This is a genomic window from Tamlana sp. 2_MG-2023 (genome assembly GCF_030548465.1).
GTDB lineage: Bacteria > Bacteroidota > Bacteroidia > Flavobacteriales > Flavobacteriaceae > Pseudotamlana.
In genome coordinates this window covers 271,935-291,776 of sequence record NZ_JAUOSF010000005.1, presented here as the reverse complement: position 1 = coordinate 291,776, position 19,842 = coordinate 271,935, and the positions used below count along the sequence as shown (strand labels likewise).

Below are 19,842 nucleotides of genomic sequence, written 5' to 3'. Positions count from 1 at the left end.
TTAAATTCACAATCATAAAAAACCACTTAAACCGCTTTAAATCAGTTGTTTAGTGTGTTTTTTTTATGATGTTCAAAAATGAAAAAAAATGGCATAAAAAAAGCCTTCCATTTTGGGAAAGCAGGTAAAATTTATTTCTTATAAATTATCGCATTCCCTAGCCTTGTGAAATAATCACAATGACAATAATAGAAACGACTTGTATAATTTGTTTTTTCATTTTGCTGAAACAAATATTCAGAAAATTAATTTAACTACCAATTATTTCTTAAAAAATAAAAAAGCCATGTTCATTTTCTTTTATTTTTTTACTTTTGCGGCACAAAACAACAGAGGAAAGATTTGACTGATTGCAACCTCTTTATGCTGAACACGTTTCAACATAAATAAAAATGCTAAAGGCAGTGTAAACTTCCTTCGACGTATTCGTCAAATCTTACTGTAATTTATATTATTATGGCTTATTTATTCACTTCAGAAAGTGTTTCTGAAGGGCATCCAGACAAAGTAGCAGATCAAATTAGTGACGCTTTAATAGATAATTTTTTAGCATTCGACACCGAATCGAAAGTGGCTTGTGAAACTTTAGTAACCACAGGACAGGTTGTTCTTGCTGGCGAAGTAAAATCGACTACCTATTTAGACGTTCAAAAAATCGCTAGAGATACCATCAATAAAATTGGATACACCAAAGGTGAATACATGTTTGATGGAAATTCATGTGGTGTTTTATCAGCAATACATGAACAATCTGACGACATCAACCAGGGTGTAGACCGCGGTAGCAAAGAAGAGCAAGGTGCCGGTGACCAAGGAATGATGTTTGGTTACGCAACCAATGAAACTGAAAACTTCATGCCTCTAGCCTTAGATTTATCGCACTTAATTTTAAGAGAATTAGCCGATTTAAGAAGAGAAAACAAAGACATTACGTATTTGAGACCTGATTCTAAAAGTCAGGTAACTATTGAATACGACGATAATAACGTACCGCAGCGTATTGAAGCGATTGTTGTTTCTACACAACATGATGATTTCGATGAAGACGAGGCAATGCTTGCGAAAATTAGAAAGGATATTATTGAAATTCTAATTCCTCGTGTGATTGCTAAACTTCCTGAAGGTTTACAGAAATTATTTAACGAAGACATTAAGTACCACATCAACCCAACAGGGAAATTCGTAATTGGAGGTCCGCATGGTGATACGGGGCTAACGGGGCGTAAAATTATTGTAGACACCTATGGTGGAAAAGGTGCTCATGGTGGTGGTGCTTTCTCAGGAAAAGACCCTAGTAAAGTAGACCGTAGTGCGGCTTATGCCACAAGACATATTGCTAAAAACCTTGTTGCAGCTGGTGTTGCTGAAGAAGTTTTAGTACAAGTAAGTTACGCAATTGGTGTTGTTGAACCTATGGGAATTTTTATTGATACTTATGGCACTTGTCCGTTTAACATGACCGATGGTGAAATTGCCCAAAAAGTTACTGAAATTTTTGACATGAGACCATTTGCTATTGAAGAGCGCCTGAAATTACGCGCGCCAATCTATAGTGAAACTGCGGCTTACGGACACATGGGACGTAAAAACGAAACCGTGACTAAAACATTTTCTCAACCTTTTGGAGAAACCGTAACTCTTGACGTGGAATTATTCACTTGGGAAAAATTAGATTACGTGGACCAAGTAAAAAAAGCTTTCGGATTGTAGAAATTTGAATGTTTTAAAATTATAGATTTAAAAAGCCCTGCAATTATTTGTGGGGCTTTTTTTTGTTTATAAAACTCTGATAGCGCGGACTTTTAGTCCGTGCAACACTAAGAACTCAAAACAGATATATTGTATTAACAACAACAGCTACCCAACCTACTGTTGTTATTGTTATAAAATACGCGACATCCTTTTCTGTAGCTTTATATTTTGTAGACAACTCTTTTTATTTTTAGAAACTTTCTTGGGGTATTGGTTTAACGTTTTATGTATGGCACGGAATGGCACGGACTACAAGTCCGCGCTATCGGGTTTTCTGTTCGGTTTGTATTTGATGATTAAATTACACAACAAGCCATTTACGGAATCCGTTGTGCGTTGTGCAAGAAAACACTACTTTCACAAACTTAAATTTTAATTAAAATTCAATGCTTTTTAATTCAATTGATTTTGCAATTTTCCTACCAATTGCCTTTATTTCATATTGGTTTGTGACAAATAAAAACTTGAAACTACAAAATTCCCTAATAGTTCTAGCTAGTTATTTGTTCTATGGTTGGTGGGATTGGAGATTTTTATCCTTGATTTTTTTCAGTACAGTAGTGGACTATTCTATAGGCATACTTTTGTCAAAAGAAGAAAGAATATTTAAAAGAAAAATCCTGCTTTGGATAAGCATTGGAGTCAACCTTGGGTTTTTAGGTTTTTTTAAATACTACAATTTCTTTCTTGACAACTTTATAACTGCTTTTTCATTTTTTGGATATTCAATAAATGCACAAGGATTAAGCATAATTTTACCAGTTGGAATTAGCTTTTACACTTTCCAAACTTTAAGTTATACAATTGATGTTTACAAGCGAAACCTTCACCCTACCGAAGACTTTATTGCCTTTTCTGCTTTCGTTAGTTTCTTTCCTCAACTAGTTGCAGGACCAATTGAGAGAGCATCAAATCTTTTACCTCAGTTCTATCAAAAAAGACACTTTGATTACTCTAAAGCTGTAGATGGAATGCGTCAAATTCTTTGGGGACTATTTAAAAAAATTGTTATAGCAGATAACTGTGCTCAATATGCTAATGAGATGTTTAATAATTCTGCTGATTACTATGGAAGCACTTTAGTACTTGGTGCTATTTTCTTTACATTTCAAATATATGGAGACTTCTCAGGATATTCGGATATTGCAATTGGCACATCAAGACTCTTCGGATTTAACTTAAAACAAAACTTTGCATTCCCTTACTTTTCAAGAGACATGGCCGAATTTTGGAGACGCTCGCATATTTCTTTATCCACTTGGTTCAGAGACTACCTATACATCCCATTAGGAGTAAGTAGAGGCGGAACTTGGATGAAAGTCCGTAATATTTTTATTATTTTTATTATTAGTGGTTTCTGGCATGGTGCAAACTGGACCTTTATTGTTTGGGGAGCCTTGAATGCTATTTACTTTTTGCCTCTCATGATAACTAAAAATAATAGAAACAATATAGATATTGTGGCTAAAGGAAAATTGCTTCCAAGCATAAAAGAATTATCATTTATTTTGTTGACTTTTGGACTTACTGTTTTTGCTTGGATATTTTTTAGAGCGGAAAATATTGAACACGCAGTACAATATATAACAAGTATTTTCAAATACCCTGGTTCATTTTTATTACTTAATATCGATTGGAAATATAAAACTATTATTTTTCTTATTTCTTTATTTCTTTTAATCGAGTGGATTGGTCGAGAAGATCAATATGCAATTGAAAAATTATGGTTAAAGAGAACCCGAATTGTGAGATGGCTATGCTATTCTCTTATAATTTTTACAATTGGTATGTATATGCAAACCAATGAATCACCTTTTATATACTTTCAATTCTAAGAATATGAGACGCTTTTTATCAAGTTTAATATTATTTACTTTATACTCTTCAATAATATATTTATTTTCAATATTTATTTGTGGCAGTATAATACCTAGTTCACTAATCCCCAACTTGAAATACCCAATTGGTTCTGTAGGTCATCTTTATTCAAGATTAAAAGAGGTTAAAAGTACAGATAACATTGATGTTTTATTTTTAGGTTCATCTCACGCTATTAGAGGATTCAATACACGAGATATAGAAAAAGGGGGATATAAATGTTTTAACCTAGGCTGTAAGGCGGGGACTCCCCTTCAAACTTTAACTCTTTTAAAAAGATACTTATATCAATTAAATCCAAAAACAGTTGTATTTGAAGTTTTTCCTGCAACTTTTGAAATTGATGGAATTGAATCATCTTTACATTTACTAGCTAATGATGCGGTTGATCAATACGCTATTGAAATGGCTCTAAAATATAGTAACCCAAAAGTGTACAACACTTTAACATATGGGATGATTAGTGATTTCTTTAAAATAAACAGTTCATTTATAGAGGATTCAATAAAAGGAAATGATACATACTTTCGAGGGGGATATGTTGAGAGAAAAGGTTGTTACTGGACGCCTAGAGCATTTGGTAAACACAAAATAAAACTTAATCAAAATCAAATTGTTGCATTTGAAGAAATTATTAAGATGTTAAAATCAAAAAATATCAAAGTGATATTAGTGTTTGCTCCAGTTAGTCCTTCATATTACTCACGTTATTCAAATGTTGGACAGTTTGATTCTATAATGGAAAGTTATACTGAATATTATAACTTCAATAAAATCATAAACTTGAACGACTCAATACACTTTTACGATGAACATCACATGAACAAAGAAGGTGTTGATTTATTTTCTCCTAAAATTATTGAAATGTTAAATAAAGAAAAAGCACGAACGCACAACATTTTGCATAAGTAATGGCAGGCAATGTGGAAAGTATCAAGGTTTGTAACCCCCGATAGCGCCGACTTGTAGTCCGTGCAACACTAAGAACTCAAAACAATTATATTGTATTAATAAAAACAGCTACCCAACCTACTGTTGTTATTGTTATAAAATACACCACGTCCTTTTCTGTAGCTTTATATTTTGTAGACAACTCTTTTTATTTTTAGAAACTTTCTTGGGGTGCTGCTTTTATATTTTATGTATGGCACGGACTAGAAGTCCGCGCTATCGGGATCTATTTGTTCACTAAAATCGGTTTGAGATTATCAAAAGCGCTTCCTATCTGTCTATATGGCTCAGGAACATATATTTGAGTCGCCCCTTCTGGATGCTAACTCTCAAAGCAAGCTTTTTGATATTATTGATACCTACATCCGTGACTCTAAAGCAAGAGCTGCTTATGGGGCATAAAAAAGCCCCGCCAAAATCAGGCTTTCTAAGTCTTTATTTACTGTATTCTGGCACTCTCTCTTTTATCTCACCCATTAAGTTTATTAGCTTTTCCTTAATGGTTTCTAGCAATTCAGGAGCAATAGGGTTTTCCCTTGTCAAGATTAAGTACTTCCCATTGTCCGTATGTTCGTACTCAATGCCTTCCAGATAATCAGGGATGGGTATTTCATAATCATTTGAAAAATAAGTAATCCAACCTAAAGGAGTTTTAAGACCTCTAACCGATTTATTAATATCTCTATCAGAAATTTTAATCACTGAATAATCAACTAAAAAAGATGCTTTAGCTGTATCCAAAAAGAACTTGGCTTTTTCCAAAGTATCAAAACATACTTAATCTACTGATATACTAGCTATTTTCGACCTAAAACTATTTGAATTTTGGAAACTGAAATTTAAAGTCATCAAAGAAGTATTTTGGCTTTTTACTTCTAAACCAATAGATATAATAGATTCACTCATGACAAAATCAGGAGTTGGATTTTCTACTTTATCCATTTTCTGGATTTCCTTAATGTTTTTATGTAGAACCTCTTCTGCTAACTGCTGTTTTGCAGCATCGGCATTAACATTAATACTTTGATATAAAGGCTTCTTTTCTGACACAACACTTATTTGATTAAAGTCTGCATCGGATAAGGACAGTTTCACATAAAAATTAATAACCTGTTCTGCAATCTGAGCAATAGACAACTTCTCTCTTTTTAAAGTTACCAGTGGAACTAACTTTGCTCGTTTCATATCTAATTTATAATCGTTTGTTGAATAACATGAATCACCTCAATATCAATTCCGATAACGCGGACTTGTAGTCCGTGCAACACTAAGAACTCAAAACAAATATATTGTATCGATATCTATTTCACTATCCAGTTCTGCATAATTTCGAGCGGAACTAAACAAATAATCTTCTGGCTTTTCTACAATTTTATTTGCAACTGGATTATTGTGTATATAATTTACTTTTTGCTTTATGAACTTGTTTGAATACACTTTTTCTGCATGATAACCATCTTGCCAAACTTTATACTTCTGATTCCTTTTTAAATGCGCACAAGCTTTAGAAAAATAATCTAACAACCATTCTCTTCGACTTTCTGGATATTCTATGATTGTTTCTATAATTTTTTTTGAAGTAAACGTTTTAAAATCTCTTATAACATTGCTTAACAAAGCTAACTCGTCTACCTTACAAAGTAAGTGAATATGACTGCTCATTATACAATAAGCATAAATCTCTAAACCTTTATGTTGTTGACAATATTTTAATGCATTTATTATAACATACTTTTGCCGTAACCTAGTAAAAACATCTACCCAACCTACTGATGTTATGGTTATAAAATACGCGACGTCCTTCTCTGTAGCTTTATATTTTGTAGACAACTCTTTTATTTTTAGAAACTTTTTTGGGGTACTGATTTAATATTTTATATACGGCACGGACTACAAGTCCGCGCTATCGGGTTATGTATGGTGGCGTGGACTACAAGTCCGCGCTGTCGGTTAATTTTATTTTAAATAATTTATTTTTTCACAAAACCATTTTTCGTAATTCTAACAACTTCTTTTTCTTTACTTATTAATGGCTCTTTCCGTTCTATCATTTCACCTTCATCATCGAATAAAATCCAATCTTCTTCTATTTTACTTATTTCTATCTCTGAAAAGGCTTCATTAATCATAAAATCGTATTGAATAGATATTTCAAAACTAAACCTGTTAAAAACTATTAGATAATCTACTTGATTCCCGTCTAAATCGAACAAATTAAGTTGCAATAACACCCCAGGAATATCATTCTCACCATAATACTCAACAAAACTCCCAACAACAACTCTATTCTCTAACTTCTTTTTAAAGACTGGATAATATTTTTTGCTATCTATATTATAGAAAAAATCATCACTATGATTCGTATGAGTACTGTTTAAATAATCAAAAATACAGCTATCGGTCTTCTTGATTTTCTTTTTATTCAGAAAAAAACCTTCATCATTTTCTCGAACGCTTCCATGAATATCTATTTCGTAATCGTCATAAAATGTTAGCTGACGAATACATTTTTGAAACTCGTTAGTTTCTATAACAGACACTGACACCTGCTTCTCTTCTTTTTTCGCTTCCTTACAGCTACTAATACAAATAAGCAGCAAGACGATTACTAATAAATTTCTTCCCATAAATTATTTTATTCTAGAAAAATCAAAACCTTTTAAGTGAATATGGTGGTGATGTCTATATTTCGCATTCCCTGTTGTCTTTTTCATATGTTTTGTATGAGGCAATAAAGTCGATTCTCCATTATGTGAAAAATTTTCCGAATAATTTTCTCCATTTACACCCCACCCAAATTTATACAATGCATTATTAAACTTCACCTGCCTATCATAATCAAAATGAGAATCCTGCAACAAGGTTCTTTCTCCGTTTTTATTAATACTTAAATATCGTAAATCCCCTACCTTTCCATTTATATGTGAAGAACTACCTCCCGCAGTATTACCATTTTTCACACTAAAACCATTAAAACTCAAATCTTCTATACTCTCTTCAATCATCGCCCCCAACAGCCCTGCTAAACAATATGGATTAATATACCACCTATTTGAATTTGAATTCCAAACAGCGAACTTGAATTTCACATTACCTTTTGAATAACTCGGAAAATCTTTAACGTAAACCATAAGAATATCATCTTTACTAATTGTAGATATTGTATTCTTTTTAGTGTGCCTTCTTGTGATTATAGCTTTTGACTTTCCAAGTATATGAGTTTCTCCATTAACGTCATGATAAACAATCTTTATTTCAGTCCCCGCTTCTAATTTTTCATTTTCTAATTTACTAATAGTCCCATCCCAATAAATATTGATCACATTCTGTCCTCCCACAATCATCTTCATCTGCTCCACAAAAGCGATGGGATGAAAGTGATAAACATTAGATTCTCTAGGAAACTTTCTTTTTCCACAATCCTCAGCTTTCGTATTAGACAAATCGCCTTCCTCTATTTCATGCCAAAAACTTAAGTTTTTAATCTTGTCTTTGAGTACAGAAATTTTAGCATCGCGCTGGGCTACTAGCTCCTGCTTTCCTTCAATGCCTTTTTTATATATTTCTTTTAGCTCCGACTCAAATTTATCTATATTTTCCCAGGTATTCCACTCGCTCTCGTGTTTACAAATCAATTTACTAACGTGATCTAGAGACTCCTTATTTCGCATAACCTGCTGCAACTCAAAATTAGACAGTTTAGAATCACCATCGGTATCGGCTTGTTCCCAAATGTCCTCCACAAACTTATGCGGACTGCTTTTTTCAACAAACTCACCGAACATGTAAAAATATTGGTCACCAGTATTTTCTAAAACCTTCCACCCAAACTCTTCCCACTTATAAGGGTTCTTTTCTGTAAGCTCACTTTTTTTAATCCAACCTTCTTCTTGCTTAGTCTTTATATGCCACCAAGTCTCACCAGCATGATCTTTCGCTTCAGTTGTTTTTCTTATTTTCGAGGTTTTCAGTACTTCAACACCTTTTGAATTATCGCTAGGCTTATTTTCAAATACGGTATCAATATCAGCCACTAAACTTACCCAGGCACCAGGATCTCCCGTAACCTTTGTAGATTTTACCCAAAACTTTTTTCCTGAATATTTAGTTCCGTAACCTATAGTCCTATCTAATTTTTCATCCCCGGTTTCATTTATGAAATATACTTCAGACTTTTCATCTTCCAAAAGTCCTTTAAGTTTTATATTAATTTCATCAAAATGAGCTTCCTTTATCGTGTATACACTTTTATTTGTTTTACTCCCTTTAACATATATGCTTCTTTTCCCTCCATAATCAAGAGTGTCGCGTGGCACAACAGCCGTTTCATCTTCAAATCCGATTTGAGTATAATCCCCATCACTTTGATAAATTTTGACTTTGGTTTTTGCTTTTAAAAAATCACACGGCTTTCCAACATGCAGTGTTTTACCTTTCTCAACTTCATAAGTCGTTTGATCCTTATCTTTATTATTATTTAAAAATCCTGAAAGATTAGCATCATCTGTAAACACCTCCAAATGGAGCGCATTGTATGATTTTCGATTTTCTGAGTCGTATTGACCAAGGTTACCAATTATCTGCCCTGCTTTTATGGGTACATTAACGTTTTCAACGGAGTTAAATTTAACATCGTCCTTTATTTTTTTAGTAATCGGCGTGCAATCCGCTGCTAGTACATAATTTCGAGTGCCCTTAATTTTGTACCAGTCGGCATCTTTTGTAAATTCAATTTCAAGTTCTGTATTTTGAGATTCCATCTTGACATAATTCCCACCAATCCCGTCAAACAACATGGTGCCTTCTACTGCATAGGGTCTAAAAAAATCATCATCGGTTGCTTGTTTATGGTTCACTTGATAAAATTCATCGTTATAATCTAATAACCAACCACGATAGGCACAGAACTTATCACCTTTATAAGAACAAATCACATACTTATTTTTAAAATCGTCGGCATTCGTCCAATGGGTATCTAGCAGTGTTACTGATGGCTCTTTTTTCAACAAACCGCCTTTGCTTACAAATTGCGTTTCAGCCGATTGCTCTGTATCCTCCTTACAATATCGACGTATTTTCAATCCGATTTCATGAGATTTTATATTCGCTTTTACCATATTCTTGGCATACAAATCAGGAATATTTTCGCCATATTTTTTAGCTATTAGCTCCTCTTTAGGCTGCAAGTGCATGTACAGACTATAAAAACGAAATTTTATTTTTTCTAGAGTTTCAAAATCATGCTGCATTAACATGAAGCTATTGGAATATTTAGCCGTTTCACTATCTTTTTCAAGTAAATAGTCTTCAGCAAAACGGTAGGCAATAATGCGTCCGTCAGCTATGGCGCGTACTTGGGTACCCAAACCTTCAATATGTATGCCGCCATGCCAAGAATTATTTATTCCAAGCGGAAAAAACCCGTTTCTATTGTTATGCCCAAAATGATAAGCATTGGTCTTTTCTTTTTCTATTTCGCTAGGATTGCTTCCGTAAGCAGGTACGATGGGGTATTCTACTTTCATTTCCTTAAAATCTAAACACTAAAATCAATTTGAATGAGATAACCATGCTTTTTGGCTTCCTCTTGTTTCTCACGGGCTTCCTTTAAGTTTTCACCCTGACCAATAACAACAGATTTAATTCTATCAACTGTGGTAATTTTTGGAAATGGAATTTTTTCAGCAGGCATAGCTTCTGTTGGTTTTGAAGCACTACTACCTACCATAATATTAGGTTCACCGATTACAATAACACCACCATGAGCAGTAGAATCTCCCAAACAAGCAATGGGTTTACCATTTACTAGCACCGATGGATTTCCTGTGATTACCGTATCTGGACCGCCATTGCAGGTACACATACTACCCATAGTTGCAACTGGCTTACCATTAAACAACACATTAACTTCACCTTTCATAATAGGACCGCCTACATGCGGCGTGGTGCCACTGCACATGGGACACGTATGATTACTTCCTACAGTTGCTACTGGTTTCCCTGCCATAGAATATTCTTATTTGGTTTTAAAAACGCTAAATGTAAGCATTATTCTACTTATTTGTAAGATTTAACTATCTTTTTAAATTATGGTTAATTTCTAAAAAACAAAATCCTCTTAAGCATAACACTTAAGAGGATTAAGAAATAATCAACTATTAATACTAAAATTAAATGCTATTTAATTCCAACCACCGCCTAAAGCACGATACATATTAACAACGGCGCCCATTTGCTCTTTTTTAGTTTCTACCAATTCAAATTTAGACTCTAAAGCATCGCGCTGTGTTAGCAACACCTCCATATAATCTGCTCTAGCAGATTTAAAAAGTGTATTCGAAATATCAATAGAACGTGTCAAGGCCTCCACTTTTTTCGATTTTAAATCGAAACTCTGCTCTAAATTACTAATGTTTGAAAGCTGATTCGCCACTTCCAAATACGCGTTCAACACGGTACGCTCGTAGTTGTACACGGCTTGAATCTGTTTTGCACTTGCGTTGTAATACAACGCTTTTATTTCGTTTCTATTAATTAGAGGACCTGCCATATCACCAACCAGTGAATATATTAAAGATGCAGGTGTTTCCAATAATAAAGAAGGATCAAAAGCTTCAAACCCTACTCCAGCTGAAATTCCTATGGAAGGATAAAACCTAGCCTTAGCTACCTTAATATCTAACTTCGCAGCTTCCAATTCTAGTTCTGCCTCTCTAATATCTGGACGATTATCTAACAATTGTGCGGGCACTCCAACCAAAAGCGTATTAGGAACCAAATCGTAAAAAGATTCTGAGCTTCTTTCAATGGACTGCGGATAACGACCTACCAAAAAGTTAATCTTGCTTTCAGTTTCAGTTATCTGTTGTTGAATATCGAATCTCAAACTTTTAGTATGAAGCACTTCGGCCTCAAACCGGCTTACCGCCAATTCCGTAACACGAGCAGCTTCTTTTTGAAGTTTCACGATTCTTAAAGCATTACTTTGAATACCAATATTCTCTTGAACGATGCTTAACTGCGTATCAAGAGTTAGCAATTCATAATAAGAATTCGCGATTTCAGAAATTAAATTCGTTACTAAAAAATTCTTTCCTTCCACTGAAGAAATATAACGACTATAAGCCGCTTTTTTAGCGTTTCTTAATTTCTTCCAAATATCCAATTCCCATCGTGCTTCAAGCGCTAAACCATAATTTCCCAGAGGTTCTGGAAATTCTTTTCCTGGCTTAATGTCTGTATTGGCATCATTCGCTCCCTGACTCGTGTAACGCCCAACTTTTTCAACTTCAGCACCACCACGAATATCAACAAAAGGCAAATATTCTCCCTTTTTTGCGCGTACTTCATTTCGTGCAATATCTACTTCTTGCAAGGTGATATTTAACTCTTGATTATTTTTAAGCGCCTCTTCTATTAAAGCACTTAAATACACATCGGTAAAATAATCATTCCACTTAACTTTAGCTGTATTTAGCGTATCGGTCGTTTGGTTTTTAAACGCACTAGGCGTTTCTTTGCTTTCCTGCATAACCTCTAAAGTAGGTACGCAGGAATAACATGTTGTTAGTAGAATAACAGTAAGCAAAAATATTTTTTTAAACTGTTGAACAGTTGCTTTTTTCTTATTCATCTTCTCTATTTTTAGTTAGTTTTTTCAAAAGCTTTTTAATTCTTGAAAGCTCTGTTTTAACTTCGGAACTGCTTTCACTCACACGCATAAACTCTTCTGAAACAGGCTCTGCTTTTTCATCTTTTATAAGCGTGCGCCCATCAGCCATTTTAGCAAAGATGAAGTATAATCCTGGAATTACTAGCACCCCTAAAAGAGTACCAATAAGCATTCCTCCCATGGCTGAACCTCCAATGGTTCTGTTTCCAATAGCTCCAGCTCCAGTAGCTACAACTAGTGGAATTAACCCTGCTACGAATGCAAAAGACGTCATTAAAATTGGTCGGAATCTTACTTTCGCACCTTCAATAGCGGCTTCAAGTATGGTAGCGCCTTCATTTCGTTTTTGAACGGCGAATTCGACAATTAATACGGCATTTTTTCCTAATAACCCAACCAGCATGATGACGCCAATTTGAGCGTAAACATCGTTAGCCAGTCCCATAAATTTCAGCAATAAAAAGGAGCCAAAAATTCCGACAGGTAATGAAAATATAACCACCATTGGTAATAGGAAACTTTCATATTGTGCGGCTAAGACGAGATACACAAAAATTAATACCACGATGAAAATATACAACGACTCGTTTCCTCGAGAAGCTTCATCATAAGACAAGCCTTCCCAAGCGATATCGTATCCTCTAGGCAAAGTTTCTTTAGCAACATCTTGAATGGCTTTAATAGCATCACCACTGGTAAACCCTTTAGCTGGGAGTCCGCGAATGGCGGCTGAGTTATACAAATTGTAGCGCGTAATCTCATTAGGCCCTAAGGTTTTTTCCATACTCATGAATGATGAATACGGCACCATTTCACCTGTTTCATTTTTCACAAAAAGCTTTTGTAAATCGGAAGGCATCCCACGATATTCTGGTGCTGCTTGGGTGTACACTTTAAAGAATCTACCGTATTTAATAAAGCCTTGCTCGTAGGTACTACCAATTAAAATATTTAGGTTTTCCATGGCTGCTCCAATGGAAACCCCCTTTTGCATGGCTGCTTTATTGTTTATTTTCAATTTGTACTGCGGATAATTTGCCGCATAAAATGTAAACAAACCAGCTAATTCTTTGCGTTCTCTTAAAGCATCCATAAACTGATTATTAATGCTTTCGAATTCATGATAATCGGTTGAATTTGTTTTATCAAGTAAACGCATCGCAAAACCACCAGAAGAACCAAAACCAGGTACAGCAGGCGGCTCAAAATATTCGATAACCGCTCCAAGATCTTTCGTTTCTTCTTCTAATTCTTCCATGATCTCATGAACAGAATGATGACGTTCCGACCATGGTTTCAGGTTAATTAAACAAGTTCCGGCGTTAGAACCACGACCTTCCGTCATAATTTCATAACCAGCTAAAGATGATACCGATTGTACACCTTCAGTCTCTTCGCAAATTTTTTGAAGTTTATGAGCCACTTCATTGGTACGCTCTAATGTCGCGCCTGGAGGTGTTTGGATGATTGCATAAATCATTCCTTGATCCTCATTCGGGATGAATCCAGCAGGCAATACTTTATTCGTTAGAAATATACCGATACAAAACGCAATGAGTAATCCAAATGTCACGACACGACGGTTAACAATTACATTTAAAATTTTCACATAACGCCCTGTAAGCTTATCAAATTTTGAATTAAACCAATCGATAAATCTATTTATAGGCGTTTTTCTTCTTGCTTTACCATGATTGTTTTTTAACATCATCGCACAAAGTACTGGCGTAAGCGTAAGTGCCACAATTGCGGAAAGCACAATAGCACCCGCCATAGTTATAGAAAACTGTCGGTAGAAAACCCCAACAGGTCCAGACATAAAAGCAATAGGAATAAAAACAGAAACCATAACCATGGTTATGGCGATAATCGCCCCGCCAATTTCTCCCAATACCGCATAAGACGCTTTGTACGGCGTGAGATGTTCTTCTTCCATTTTAACATGCACAGCTTCAACGACAACAATAGCATCATCAACCACAATACCAATCGCTAATACTAAAGCAAAAAGTGTTATTAAATTTATGGATAGCCCGAAAAGCTGCATAATAAAGAATGTTCCGATAAGCGAAACAGGCACAGCAATTATTGGAATAAGCGTAGAACGTAAATCTCCCAAGAACAAGAACACCACAATGGCTACTAAAATAAAAGCATCACGTAAGGTATGTATCACCTGTTCAATGGAGGCATCTAAAAAGTTAGACACATCATAACTTATTTTATAATCTACATCTGGAGGTAAGTCCTCTTTTAATTCTTTTAATTTTTCTTTTACTGAATCAATAACGTCACTACCGTTACTACCAAAAGTTTGCTTTAATACGATAGACGCTGAAGGTTGCCCATCTAAATTGGAATAAATATCGAAAAACTCACTGCCTAATTCGACATCGGCAATATCTCCTAATTTTAGAATTTCACCTTCTTCTGTGGCCTTGACAATAATATCTTTATACTGTTCGGGCTCGTTATAACGCCCTTCATAGGTTAAAACATATTCTAAAGACTGCGCCTTTTTCCCCGAACTTCGTCCTAAACGCCCGGGCCGTGCAATAATACTTTGCTCGTCCATGGCTTTAAGCACTTCTTCTGCCGAAACTTTATACGCTCGCATTCTATCTGGTTTCAACCAAACACGCATGGCATACTTACGACTTCCTAATATTTGTGCACTAGCAATTCCTTTAATTCTTTGAATTTCGGGCACTATTTTAGTGTAGGCGTAGTTGTAAAGGAATTTCTCATCGTTATCCTTTTTCTTACTGTACAAATTCACATACATCAACATACTGGGTTGAACAGGTGTAATCACAACACCCTCTCTTTGAACCAATTCTGGAAGTAAAGGCATCACCTGATCGACCCTGGTCTTCACCCGGACCACCGCCTGATTGGGGTCTGTTCCTGGTTCGAAAATAATACGAATGGTTCCTTCCCCAGCACTCGTCGCATCGGAAGCAATGTAACGCATATCCTGAACACCGTTTATCGCAGTTTCTAATGGAATTAATGTAGATTTTACTAATACATCGGCACTTGACCCAGGGTACGCAATAAATATATTAACGGTCGTTGGGGCAATTTGAGGGAACTGAGAAACGGGTAGTTGATTTATAGCCAACAACCCCGTAAAAACTATGATTACCGATATGACGATTGCCAACACCGGTCTTTTTATAAATTTACTAAACATAATGTTATATGATAAGGAGGTTATTACTCGGCGTACATCTCTAAATTCTTTATAACTGAATTTCCATCTTCAACTTTATAATGAATTTTTTCGCCATTTTTAACCATACGAATCCCTTCTAATAAAACTTTATCGTTTAAAGACAATCCTTCATCTACAACAAAAAGATGTGGTAATTCTGCACCAACTTGAATTTCTTTTTGTCTTACAACATCATCTTTATCAATTACAAAAACATATTTTTTACTTAACACTTCAAAGGTTGCTTTCTGCGGAATAATGATCGCATCTTTAAACGGAATCTTCATAAGAATACTACCCGTTTCACCATGCCTTAAGATGCCTTCTTCATTTGAAAAAACCGCTCTAAAAGCAATATTTCCCGTTTCGTTGTTAAATTCACCTTCAATGGTTTCAACAACACCTTTATGAGGAAACTCTTTATTGTTAGCCATTAACAGGCTCACTTCTTGAGCTTTATTTCTATCAATGTTGGTAATAAAATCTAAATATTCAGCTTCTGACACATTGTAGTACACCCACATTTTACTGTTATCAGACAGGGTAGTAAGCAATTCACCTTCATCTAAAAGACTGCCTTCACGAACATGAAGATGCCCCATAATACCGTCAAAAGGCGCTTTAATATTTGTAAACCCTAAATGGGTTTGCGCGAGAGACACCTCAGCTTTTGCTTTTTCAAGCTTTGCTTTAGCCATAGTTAACTCATTTTGAGAAACGACATCGCTATCGGCCAACAGTTTTGTGTTTTTGTATTCTATGGCAGCAACATCAGCCTCTGCATTGGCTTTTTGTAAATCGGCTTGATAAACATTAGGCATGATATCAAACATTTTTTGCCCTTTTTTAAGCAATTGTCCTTCATCAACATGAATTCCTTTTAGATAACCACGTTCTAGAGCACGGACTTCAATGTTTCTTATAGAATGAATTTGACACACGTAGTCTTTTGTAATTGTGGTGTCAATTTTTATAGGAGTAGTTACTAAAAATTCTGTTTCTTTTTCATGTTTTTTCTTTTCCGATTGGCAGCTGGCAAGCAACAATAGCACGCACAAGCCTGCCAAAAGAAGACTCTTTTTTATCATAATTCGAGATATAAAATATTTGGTTTTTTCTTTATTTTGAGAAGTGTTACATGAAATATGCCTTAGAAAAGCCATAAACAATAATATGGCTAATACCAGACCTATTTTATATAATAAATTGGTTTAATCACACTTCTTCATACCCTTAAAGCTTAACGCCAAGGGTATTAATAGACATAGAAATGCCTGCTGAAATTAAAGACGACAATGTCTTATTTAAATTTCATAACCTATAAACCTCAAATAAAATATAGCGCTTACTAGATAATTTAAGCGGGTAATACTCATGAGAGAAGAAGTTCTTTTTCTCAATTGTGGAGTATAATATAAGTGCTTCAAAACGGTTGGTAAAATCATTTTGAAAACTTGTTTTTTTACGAAGACTATTTTTGTATTCTTCAATTTCAATCTCATCAATTTTTATATCTAATAAACTAGATGAATCAGGAGATGTTGAAAAAAATAGTGATTGCTTTAGATCACGCGTATCATTTTTAACATTAAGAAGAAATTCTGAAACAAGGTCACTGGAGCTTTGCTGATTGACCTCAGCAAACATTTTACTCTGCCCAATAATTAAGAGAGTAAATAGAAAAAGAATGTATTTAAGAAATGACTTTTTCATTTTTTCCATCGGGCGATAAAAGTATATCATCTTAAAAAGCTATACAAGTGATTTGTATTAAAATACATTAAAGCAAAAAAACTAAATTACAATAGATCCTAAAAACTAAAGCCAAAAGCACCTGTTATCCCAAAAGGACGCGCATTAGGGTTTTCAACTTCATCAAGGTAATTCCCTCTAAAGTTGAAATCGATACGAAAGACTTTAAAAATATTCCCTATACCGAAACTGTACTCATAATAAGGATCTTGAGACGGTGCCACGTAGTTTAGGCCAGAAGCATTAAGATCTATATTTTCCTGAGAAATACTTCCCATAACCGTTCTAAAGCCAGCTATAGCTCTTAAATTAAATTTCTTAATTAACGGTATTCGAGAAAATAAGCGTCCGTTAAAATTATGCTCCACGTGCACTGAAGCATAGGTATCGGTAACAAACTCGTAAAAATCGATTTGAGAAAACGTGTTATAAATAGAGAAGTAACTTTGATTTCCTGGAATCACACTTAAAAGTCCTAATGGCACTGCTCCAAAGGTTTTACCTGCTTCAATAGTGGTAAATAATCTACCAAAACCGCCAACTTGCCAAGGTTGTACATATCGAAATTGCAGTTTTGTATAATCAAAATTATCATTTAACCTACCTTTCACCCCTTTGGTTATCATGGCATAGATTTGAGCATAATCGTAGTTTGTAGGCGATCGTTCCACCCCAAAACCTGTCATTTTTCTATTCGGAAAATAAGACATTAAAAGCTCCGATTCGTACTGTTTTATTTCCGAAGACACCCCAGTTGGAGCATTCTCATCATAATAATCAAGACTAAAAGTATCTGAAGCCGATTCTAAAGTTCGATAACTACCACCTAATCGAAATGTTAAATTTTTAGCGGGTTCAAACTCAAAAGATAAGGTCGTTAAATTAATATTGGTAAGTTTATCATTGGTAGCCGTGGTAAAAATTCCTGACGAGGCAAAACTTCGACCTAAAACATCGGTGGAATTGGTTAAACTCGCTCCAATCTGTTCAATATCTCGGCGATTTCCTCCCTGCACAATCAATCTTGTTTTCTTATCCAACAGCCATTTTCCTGAGATGCCGTATTTCACTTTATCATCTCTAAATCCGTAGGCCATAAACCCTTCAATACGCCATAAATCATTTCTTCCAAAATAGGTACGACCACCAGCACGCAAACGCAGGCCTTCAACTTCATTATAACCAAAAGTAGAAAAAACAGGGCCGTAATCTAGTGGCAGCGTATTGAACTCGTAATATCCAGAAGCTAAAACGGTACCAGCACTGTAAAGATTTTTAAACTTTTTTACAGTTTTTAAGGTGTCTAACATTTTATAAACACCCTTTTCATCTTCGCTTAATTTTTCCATGCGATTTTCTTCCCAAAAGGCATCATCACGATTATAAGCATTCTTATCATAAAAGTTTACTTCTTTCTCGTAGAACTTTTTATCTTTTTCAATATCAAATTCATAATTATTAAAGAGCGTGGTACGTTTACCGTAAAGCCCTCGTGACTTCTCCTTCTTATTAGGGGCAAAGTCAGACATCATGTAATCCCGTTTTACAAGAAATAACGAATCATTTAAGACCTCAAATTCTTGCTCAATATAAATTTCCTTAACCCAATTGATGTTCGCACTCTTAGATGCTTGAAGGTTAATTTCCTTTATGGCATACGTCGTATCAGCAACCCAAAAATCACCTTTAAAGGTCAGCTCATTTTTTCGTCTTGGGTAATAAATAATATTGTAACACCATTTATTATCAATGTAGGCACTATCGGCTAAAACATAATTGTAGGTATTGATTCCTGTTCGTGATAAGGGGCTCACAAAACTTTTGTCAAAAAATTTAAGGAAATTGTCATAGACATTAATATCGGCGTACAGATCTTTTACAAAATCGATGAGACTTTGATTATCACTAAACCCAGAGTTTTTATTCCCCTGTAAAACTTCTTTACTTTTATTAATCACGTTATCGCCATACACCTTCGAAGCGGCTTCGTTAACGAAAATCGGCAAGTAAGTTTTTCCGGTAACTTTAGAGGTGTCTACTTCTTCGAACACAAATTCCATCCCTTTAAACAACTTACTTGTAATAAGTGCACTATCTATAGTGTTAAGATCGAATTCTAATTTTTCGTATTTATCGTACTGGTATTGCTTAAACTGTTTGAGGCCATTACTACGTTTATGTTCCCAAATTTTCCGCAATAAATCTATAGCTGGATTATTTTTTTTAGGCTGTTTCCCCGAAACAATAAAGACTTCATTTAACTGTGAAGCCGCTTCAATAAGGGTAAACTTTAAGTCGTAATTTATTCGTTTTTCTAAAGGGACGGTTAAGGTTTCATAACCTATAAAAGAAACGGTTAGGCCAGACCAAGTTTCATCAGACTCTAGATAAAAACGTCCTTCCTCATTAGTAATAGTGCCCTGAGTAGATCCTTTAAAAATAACGTTAGCAAAGGCAACAGGATCGTTATTTTCATCAAAAACATAACCACTCACTTTTGTTTGCGCAAAAGATGCACAAACTGCAATAAAAAATAAAGCTAGGGAGAGTCTTATATTCATAATAAAAAAAACTTCATCAACATAGTATGTTGATGAAGTTTAAATAACGTAAATAAATT

Annotated in this window: 14 protein-coding genes; 3 read left to right on the top strand and 11 right to left on the bottom strand. The window is 34.7% G+C overall.

The features are described 5' to 3' along the window. Nucleotides 1–456 precede the first annotated feature (456 nt). The 3 genes from metK (at nucleotide 457) to Q4566_RS10725 (ending at nucleotide 4,542) form a co-directional block, all read left to right on the top strand. Nucleotides 457–1,710, top strand: coding sequence for a methionine adenosyltransferase (metK, locus tag Q4566_RS10735; protein ID WP_303420998.1), 1,254 nt, complete (start codon nucleotides 457–459; stop codon nucleotides 1,708–1,710). 428 nt (nucleotides 1,711–2,138) lie between these two features. Continuing rightward, entirely contained in the window at nucleotides 2,139–3,587 is a 1,449-nt protein-coding gene (locus Q4566_RS10730; protein ID WP_303420996.1) for an MBOAT family protein, read from the top strand. Nucleotides 3,588–3,702: 115 nt separating this feature from the next. Next, nucleotides 3,703–4,542 carry a hypothetical protein gene (locus tag Q4566_RS10725; protein WP_303420994.1) on the top strand — a complete coding sequence of 280 codons (840 nt, stop codon included), beginning with the start codon at nucleotides 3,703–3,705 and terminating at the stop codon, nucleotides 4,540–4,542. Between the two features lie 474 nt (nucleotides 4,543–5,016). Here Q4566_RS10725 and Q4566_RS10720 read toward each other — a convergent pair whose 3' ends face one another. The 11 genes from Q4566_RS10720 to Q4566_RS10670 form a co-directional block, all read right to left on the bottom strand. Beyond that, nucleotides 5,017–5,343 carry a hypothetical protein gene (locus Q4566_RS10720; protein WP_303420992.1) on the bottom strand — a complete coding sequence of 109 codons (327 nt, stop codon included), beginning with the start codon at nucleotides 5,341–5,343 and terminating at the stop codon, nucleotides 5,017–5,019. Nucleotides 5,344–5,358: 15 nt separating this feature from the next. Then, nucleotides 5,359–5,766 carry a hypothetical protein gene (locus Q4566_RS10715; protein WP_303420990.1) on the bottom strand — a complete coding sequence of 136 codons (408 nt, stop codon included), beginning with the start codon at nucleotides 5,764–5,766 and terminating at the stop codon, nucleotides 5,359–5,361. Nucleotides 5,767–5,856: 90 nt separating this feature from the next. After that, nucleotides 5,857–6,411 carry an REP-associated tyrosine transposase gene (locus Q4566_RS10710; protein ID WP_303420988.1) on the bottom strand — a complete coding sequence of 185 codons (555 nt, stop codon included), beginning with the start codon at nucleotides 6,409–6,411 and terminating at the stop codon, nucleotides 5,857–5,859. Nucleotides 6,412–6,551: 140 nt separating this feature from the next. Beyond that, nucleotides 6,552–7,208, bottom strand: a complete 657-nt coding sequence (locus Q4566_RS10705) for a hypothetical protein (RefSeq protein ID WP_303420986.1) — start codon at nucleotides 7,206–7,208, stop codon at nucleotides 6,552–6,554. Between the two features lie 3 nt (nucleotides 7,209–7,211). Next, nucleotides 7,212–10,106 carry a hypothetical protein gene (locus Q4566_RS10700; RefSeq protein ID WP_303420984.1) on the bottom strand — a complete coding sequence of 965 codons (2,895 nt, stop codon included), beginning with the start codon at nucleotides 10,104–10,106 and terminating at the stop codon, nucleotides 7,212–7,214. An 11-nt stretch (nucleotides 10,107–10,117) separates the two neighbouring features. Continuing rightward, a complete protein-coding gene (locus Q4566_RS10695; protein WP_303420982.1) occupies nucleotides 10,118–10,588 on the bottom strand; it encodes a PAAR domain-containing protein in 471 nt (156 codons plus the stop codon). Between the two features lie 174 nt (nucleotides 10,589–10,762). Further along, complete coding sequence (locus tag Q4566_RS10690; RefSeq protein ID WP_303420980.1) at nucleotides 10,763–12,214, bottom strand: TolC family protein; 1,452 nt, start codon at nucleotides 12,212–12,214, stop codon at nucleotides 10,763–10,765. After that, entirely contained in the window at nucleotides 12,207–15,449 is a 3,243-nt protein-coding gene (locus tag Q4566_RS10685) for an efflux RND transporter permease subunit (RefSeq protein ID WP_303420978.1), read from the bottom strand. The genes Q4566_RS10690 and Q4566_RS10685 overlap by 8 nt, the downstream gene beginning before the upstream one ends. Nucleotides 15,450–15,472: 23 nt before the next feature. Further along, on the bottom strand, nucleotides 15,473–16,555 hold the full coding sequence (locus Q4566_RS10680; RefSeq protein ID WP_408056948.1) for an efflux RND transporter periplasmic adaptor subunit: 1,083 nt from the start codon (nucleotides 16,553–16,555) through the stop codon (nucleotides 15,473–15,475). Nucleotides 16,556–16,781: 226 nt separating this feature from the next. Further along, nucleotides 16,782–17,183, bottom strand: coding sequence for a hypothetical protein (locus Q4566_RS10675; RefSeq protein ID WP_303420974.1), 402 nt, complete (start codon nucleotides 17,181–17,183; stop codon nucleotides 16,782–16,784). A gap of 98 nt (nucleotides 17,184–17,281) precedes the next feature. Continuing rightward, the gene (locus Q4566_RS10670) at nucleotides 17,282–19,783 is read right to left on the bottom strand and encodes a DUF5686 and carboxypeptidase-like regulatory domain-containing protein (protein ID WP_303420972.1); all 2,502 of its coding nucleotides are present in this window, start codon (nucleotides 19,781–19,783) and stop codon (nucleotides 17,282–17,284) included. Nucleotides 19,784–19,842 lie beyond the last annotated feature (59 nt).

Bases quoted from the DNA above. Each gene is read 5' to 3' on its own strand.
- metK (WP_303420998.1), top strand. From the start codon at position 457: ATGGCTTATTTATTCACTTCAGAAAGTGTTTCTGAAGGGCATCCAGAC.
- Q4566_RS10730 (WP_303420996.1), top strand. From the start codon at position 2,139: ATGCTTTTTAATTCAATTGATTTTGCAATTTTCCTACCAATTGCCTTT.
- Q4566_RS10715 (WP_303420990.1), bottom strand. From the start codon at position 5,766: ATGAAACGAGCAAAGTTAGTTCCACTGGTAACTTTAAAAAGAGAGAAG.
- Q4566_RS10705 (WP_303420986.1), bottom strand. From the start codon at position 7,208: ATGGGAAGAAATTTATTAGTAATCGTCTTGCTGCTTATTTGTATTAGT.
- Q4566_RS10700 (WP_303420984.1), bottom strand. From the start codon at position 10,106: ATGAAAGTAGAATACCCCATCGTACCTGCTTACGGAAGCAATCCTAGC.
- Q4566_RS10695 (WP_303420982.1), bottom strand. From the start codon at position 10,588: ATGGCAGGGAAACCAGTAGCAACTGTAGGAAGTAATCATACGTGTCCC.
- Q4566_RS10690 (WP_303420980.1), bottom strand. From the start codon at position 12,214: ATGAATAAGAAAAAAGCAACTGTTCAACAGTTTAAAAAAATATTTTTG.
- Q4566_RS10685 (WP_303420978.1), bottom strand. From the start codon at position 15,449: ATGTTTAGTAAATTTATAAAAAGACCGGTGTTGGCAATCGTCATATCG.
- Q4566_RS10675 (WP_303420974.1), bottom strand. From the start codon at position 17,183: ATGAAAAAGTCATTTCTTAAATACATTCTTTTTCTATTTACTCTCTTA.
- Q4566_RS10670 (WP_303420972.1), bottom strand. From the start codon at position 19,783: ATGAATATAAGACTCTCCCTAGCTTTATTTTTTATTGCAGTTTGTGCA.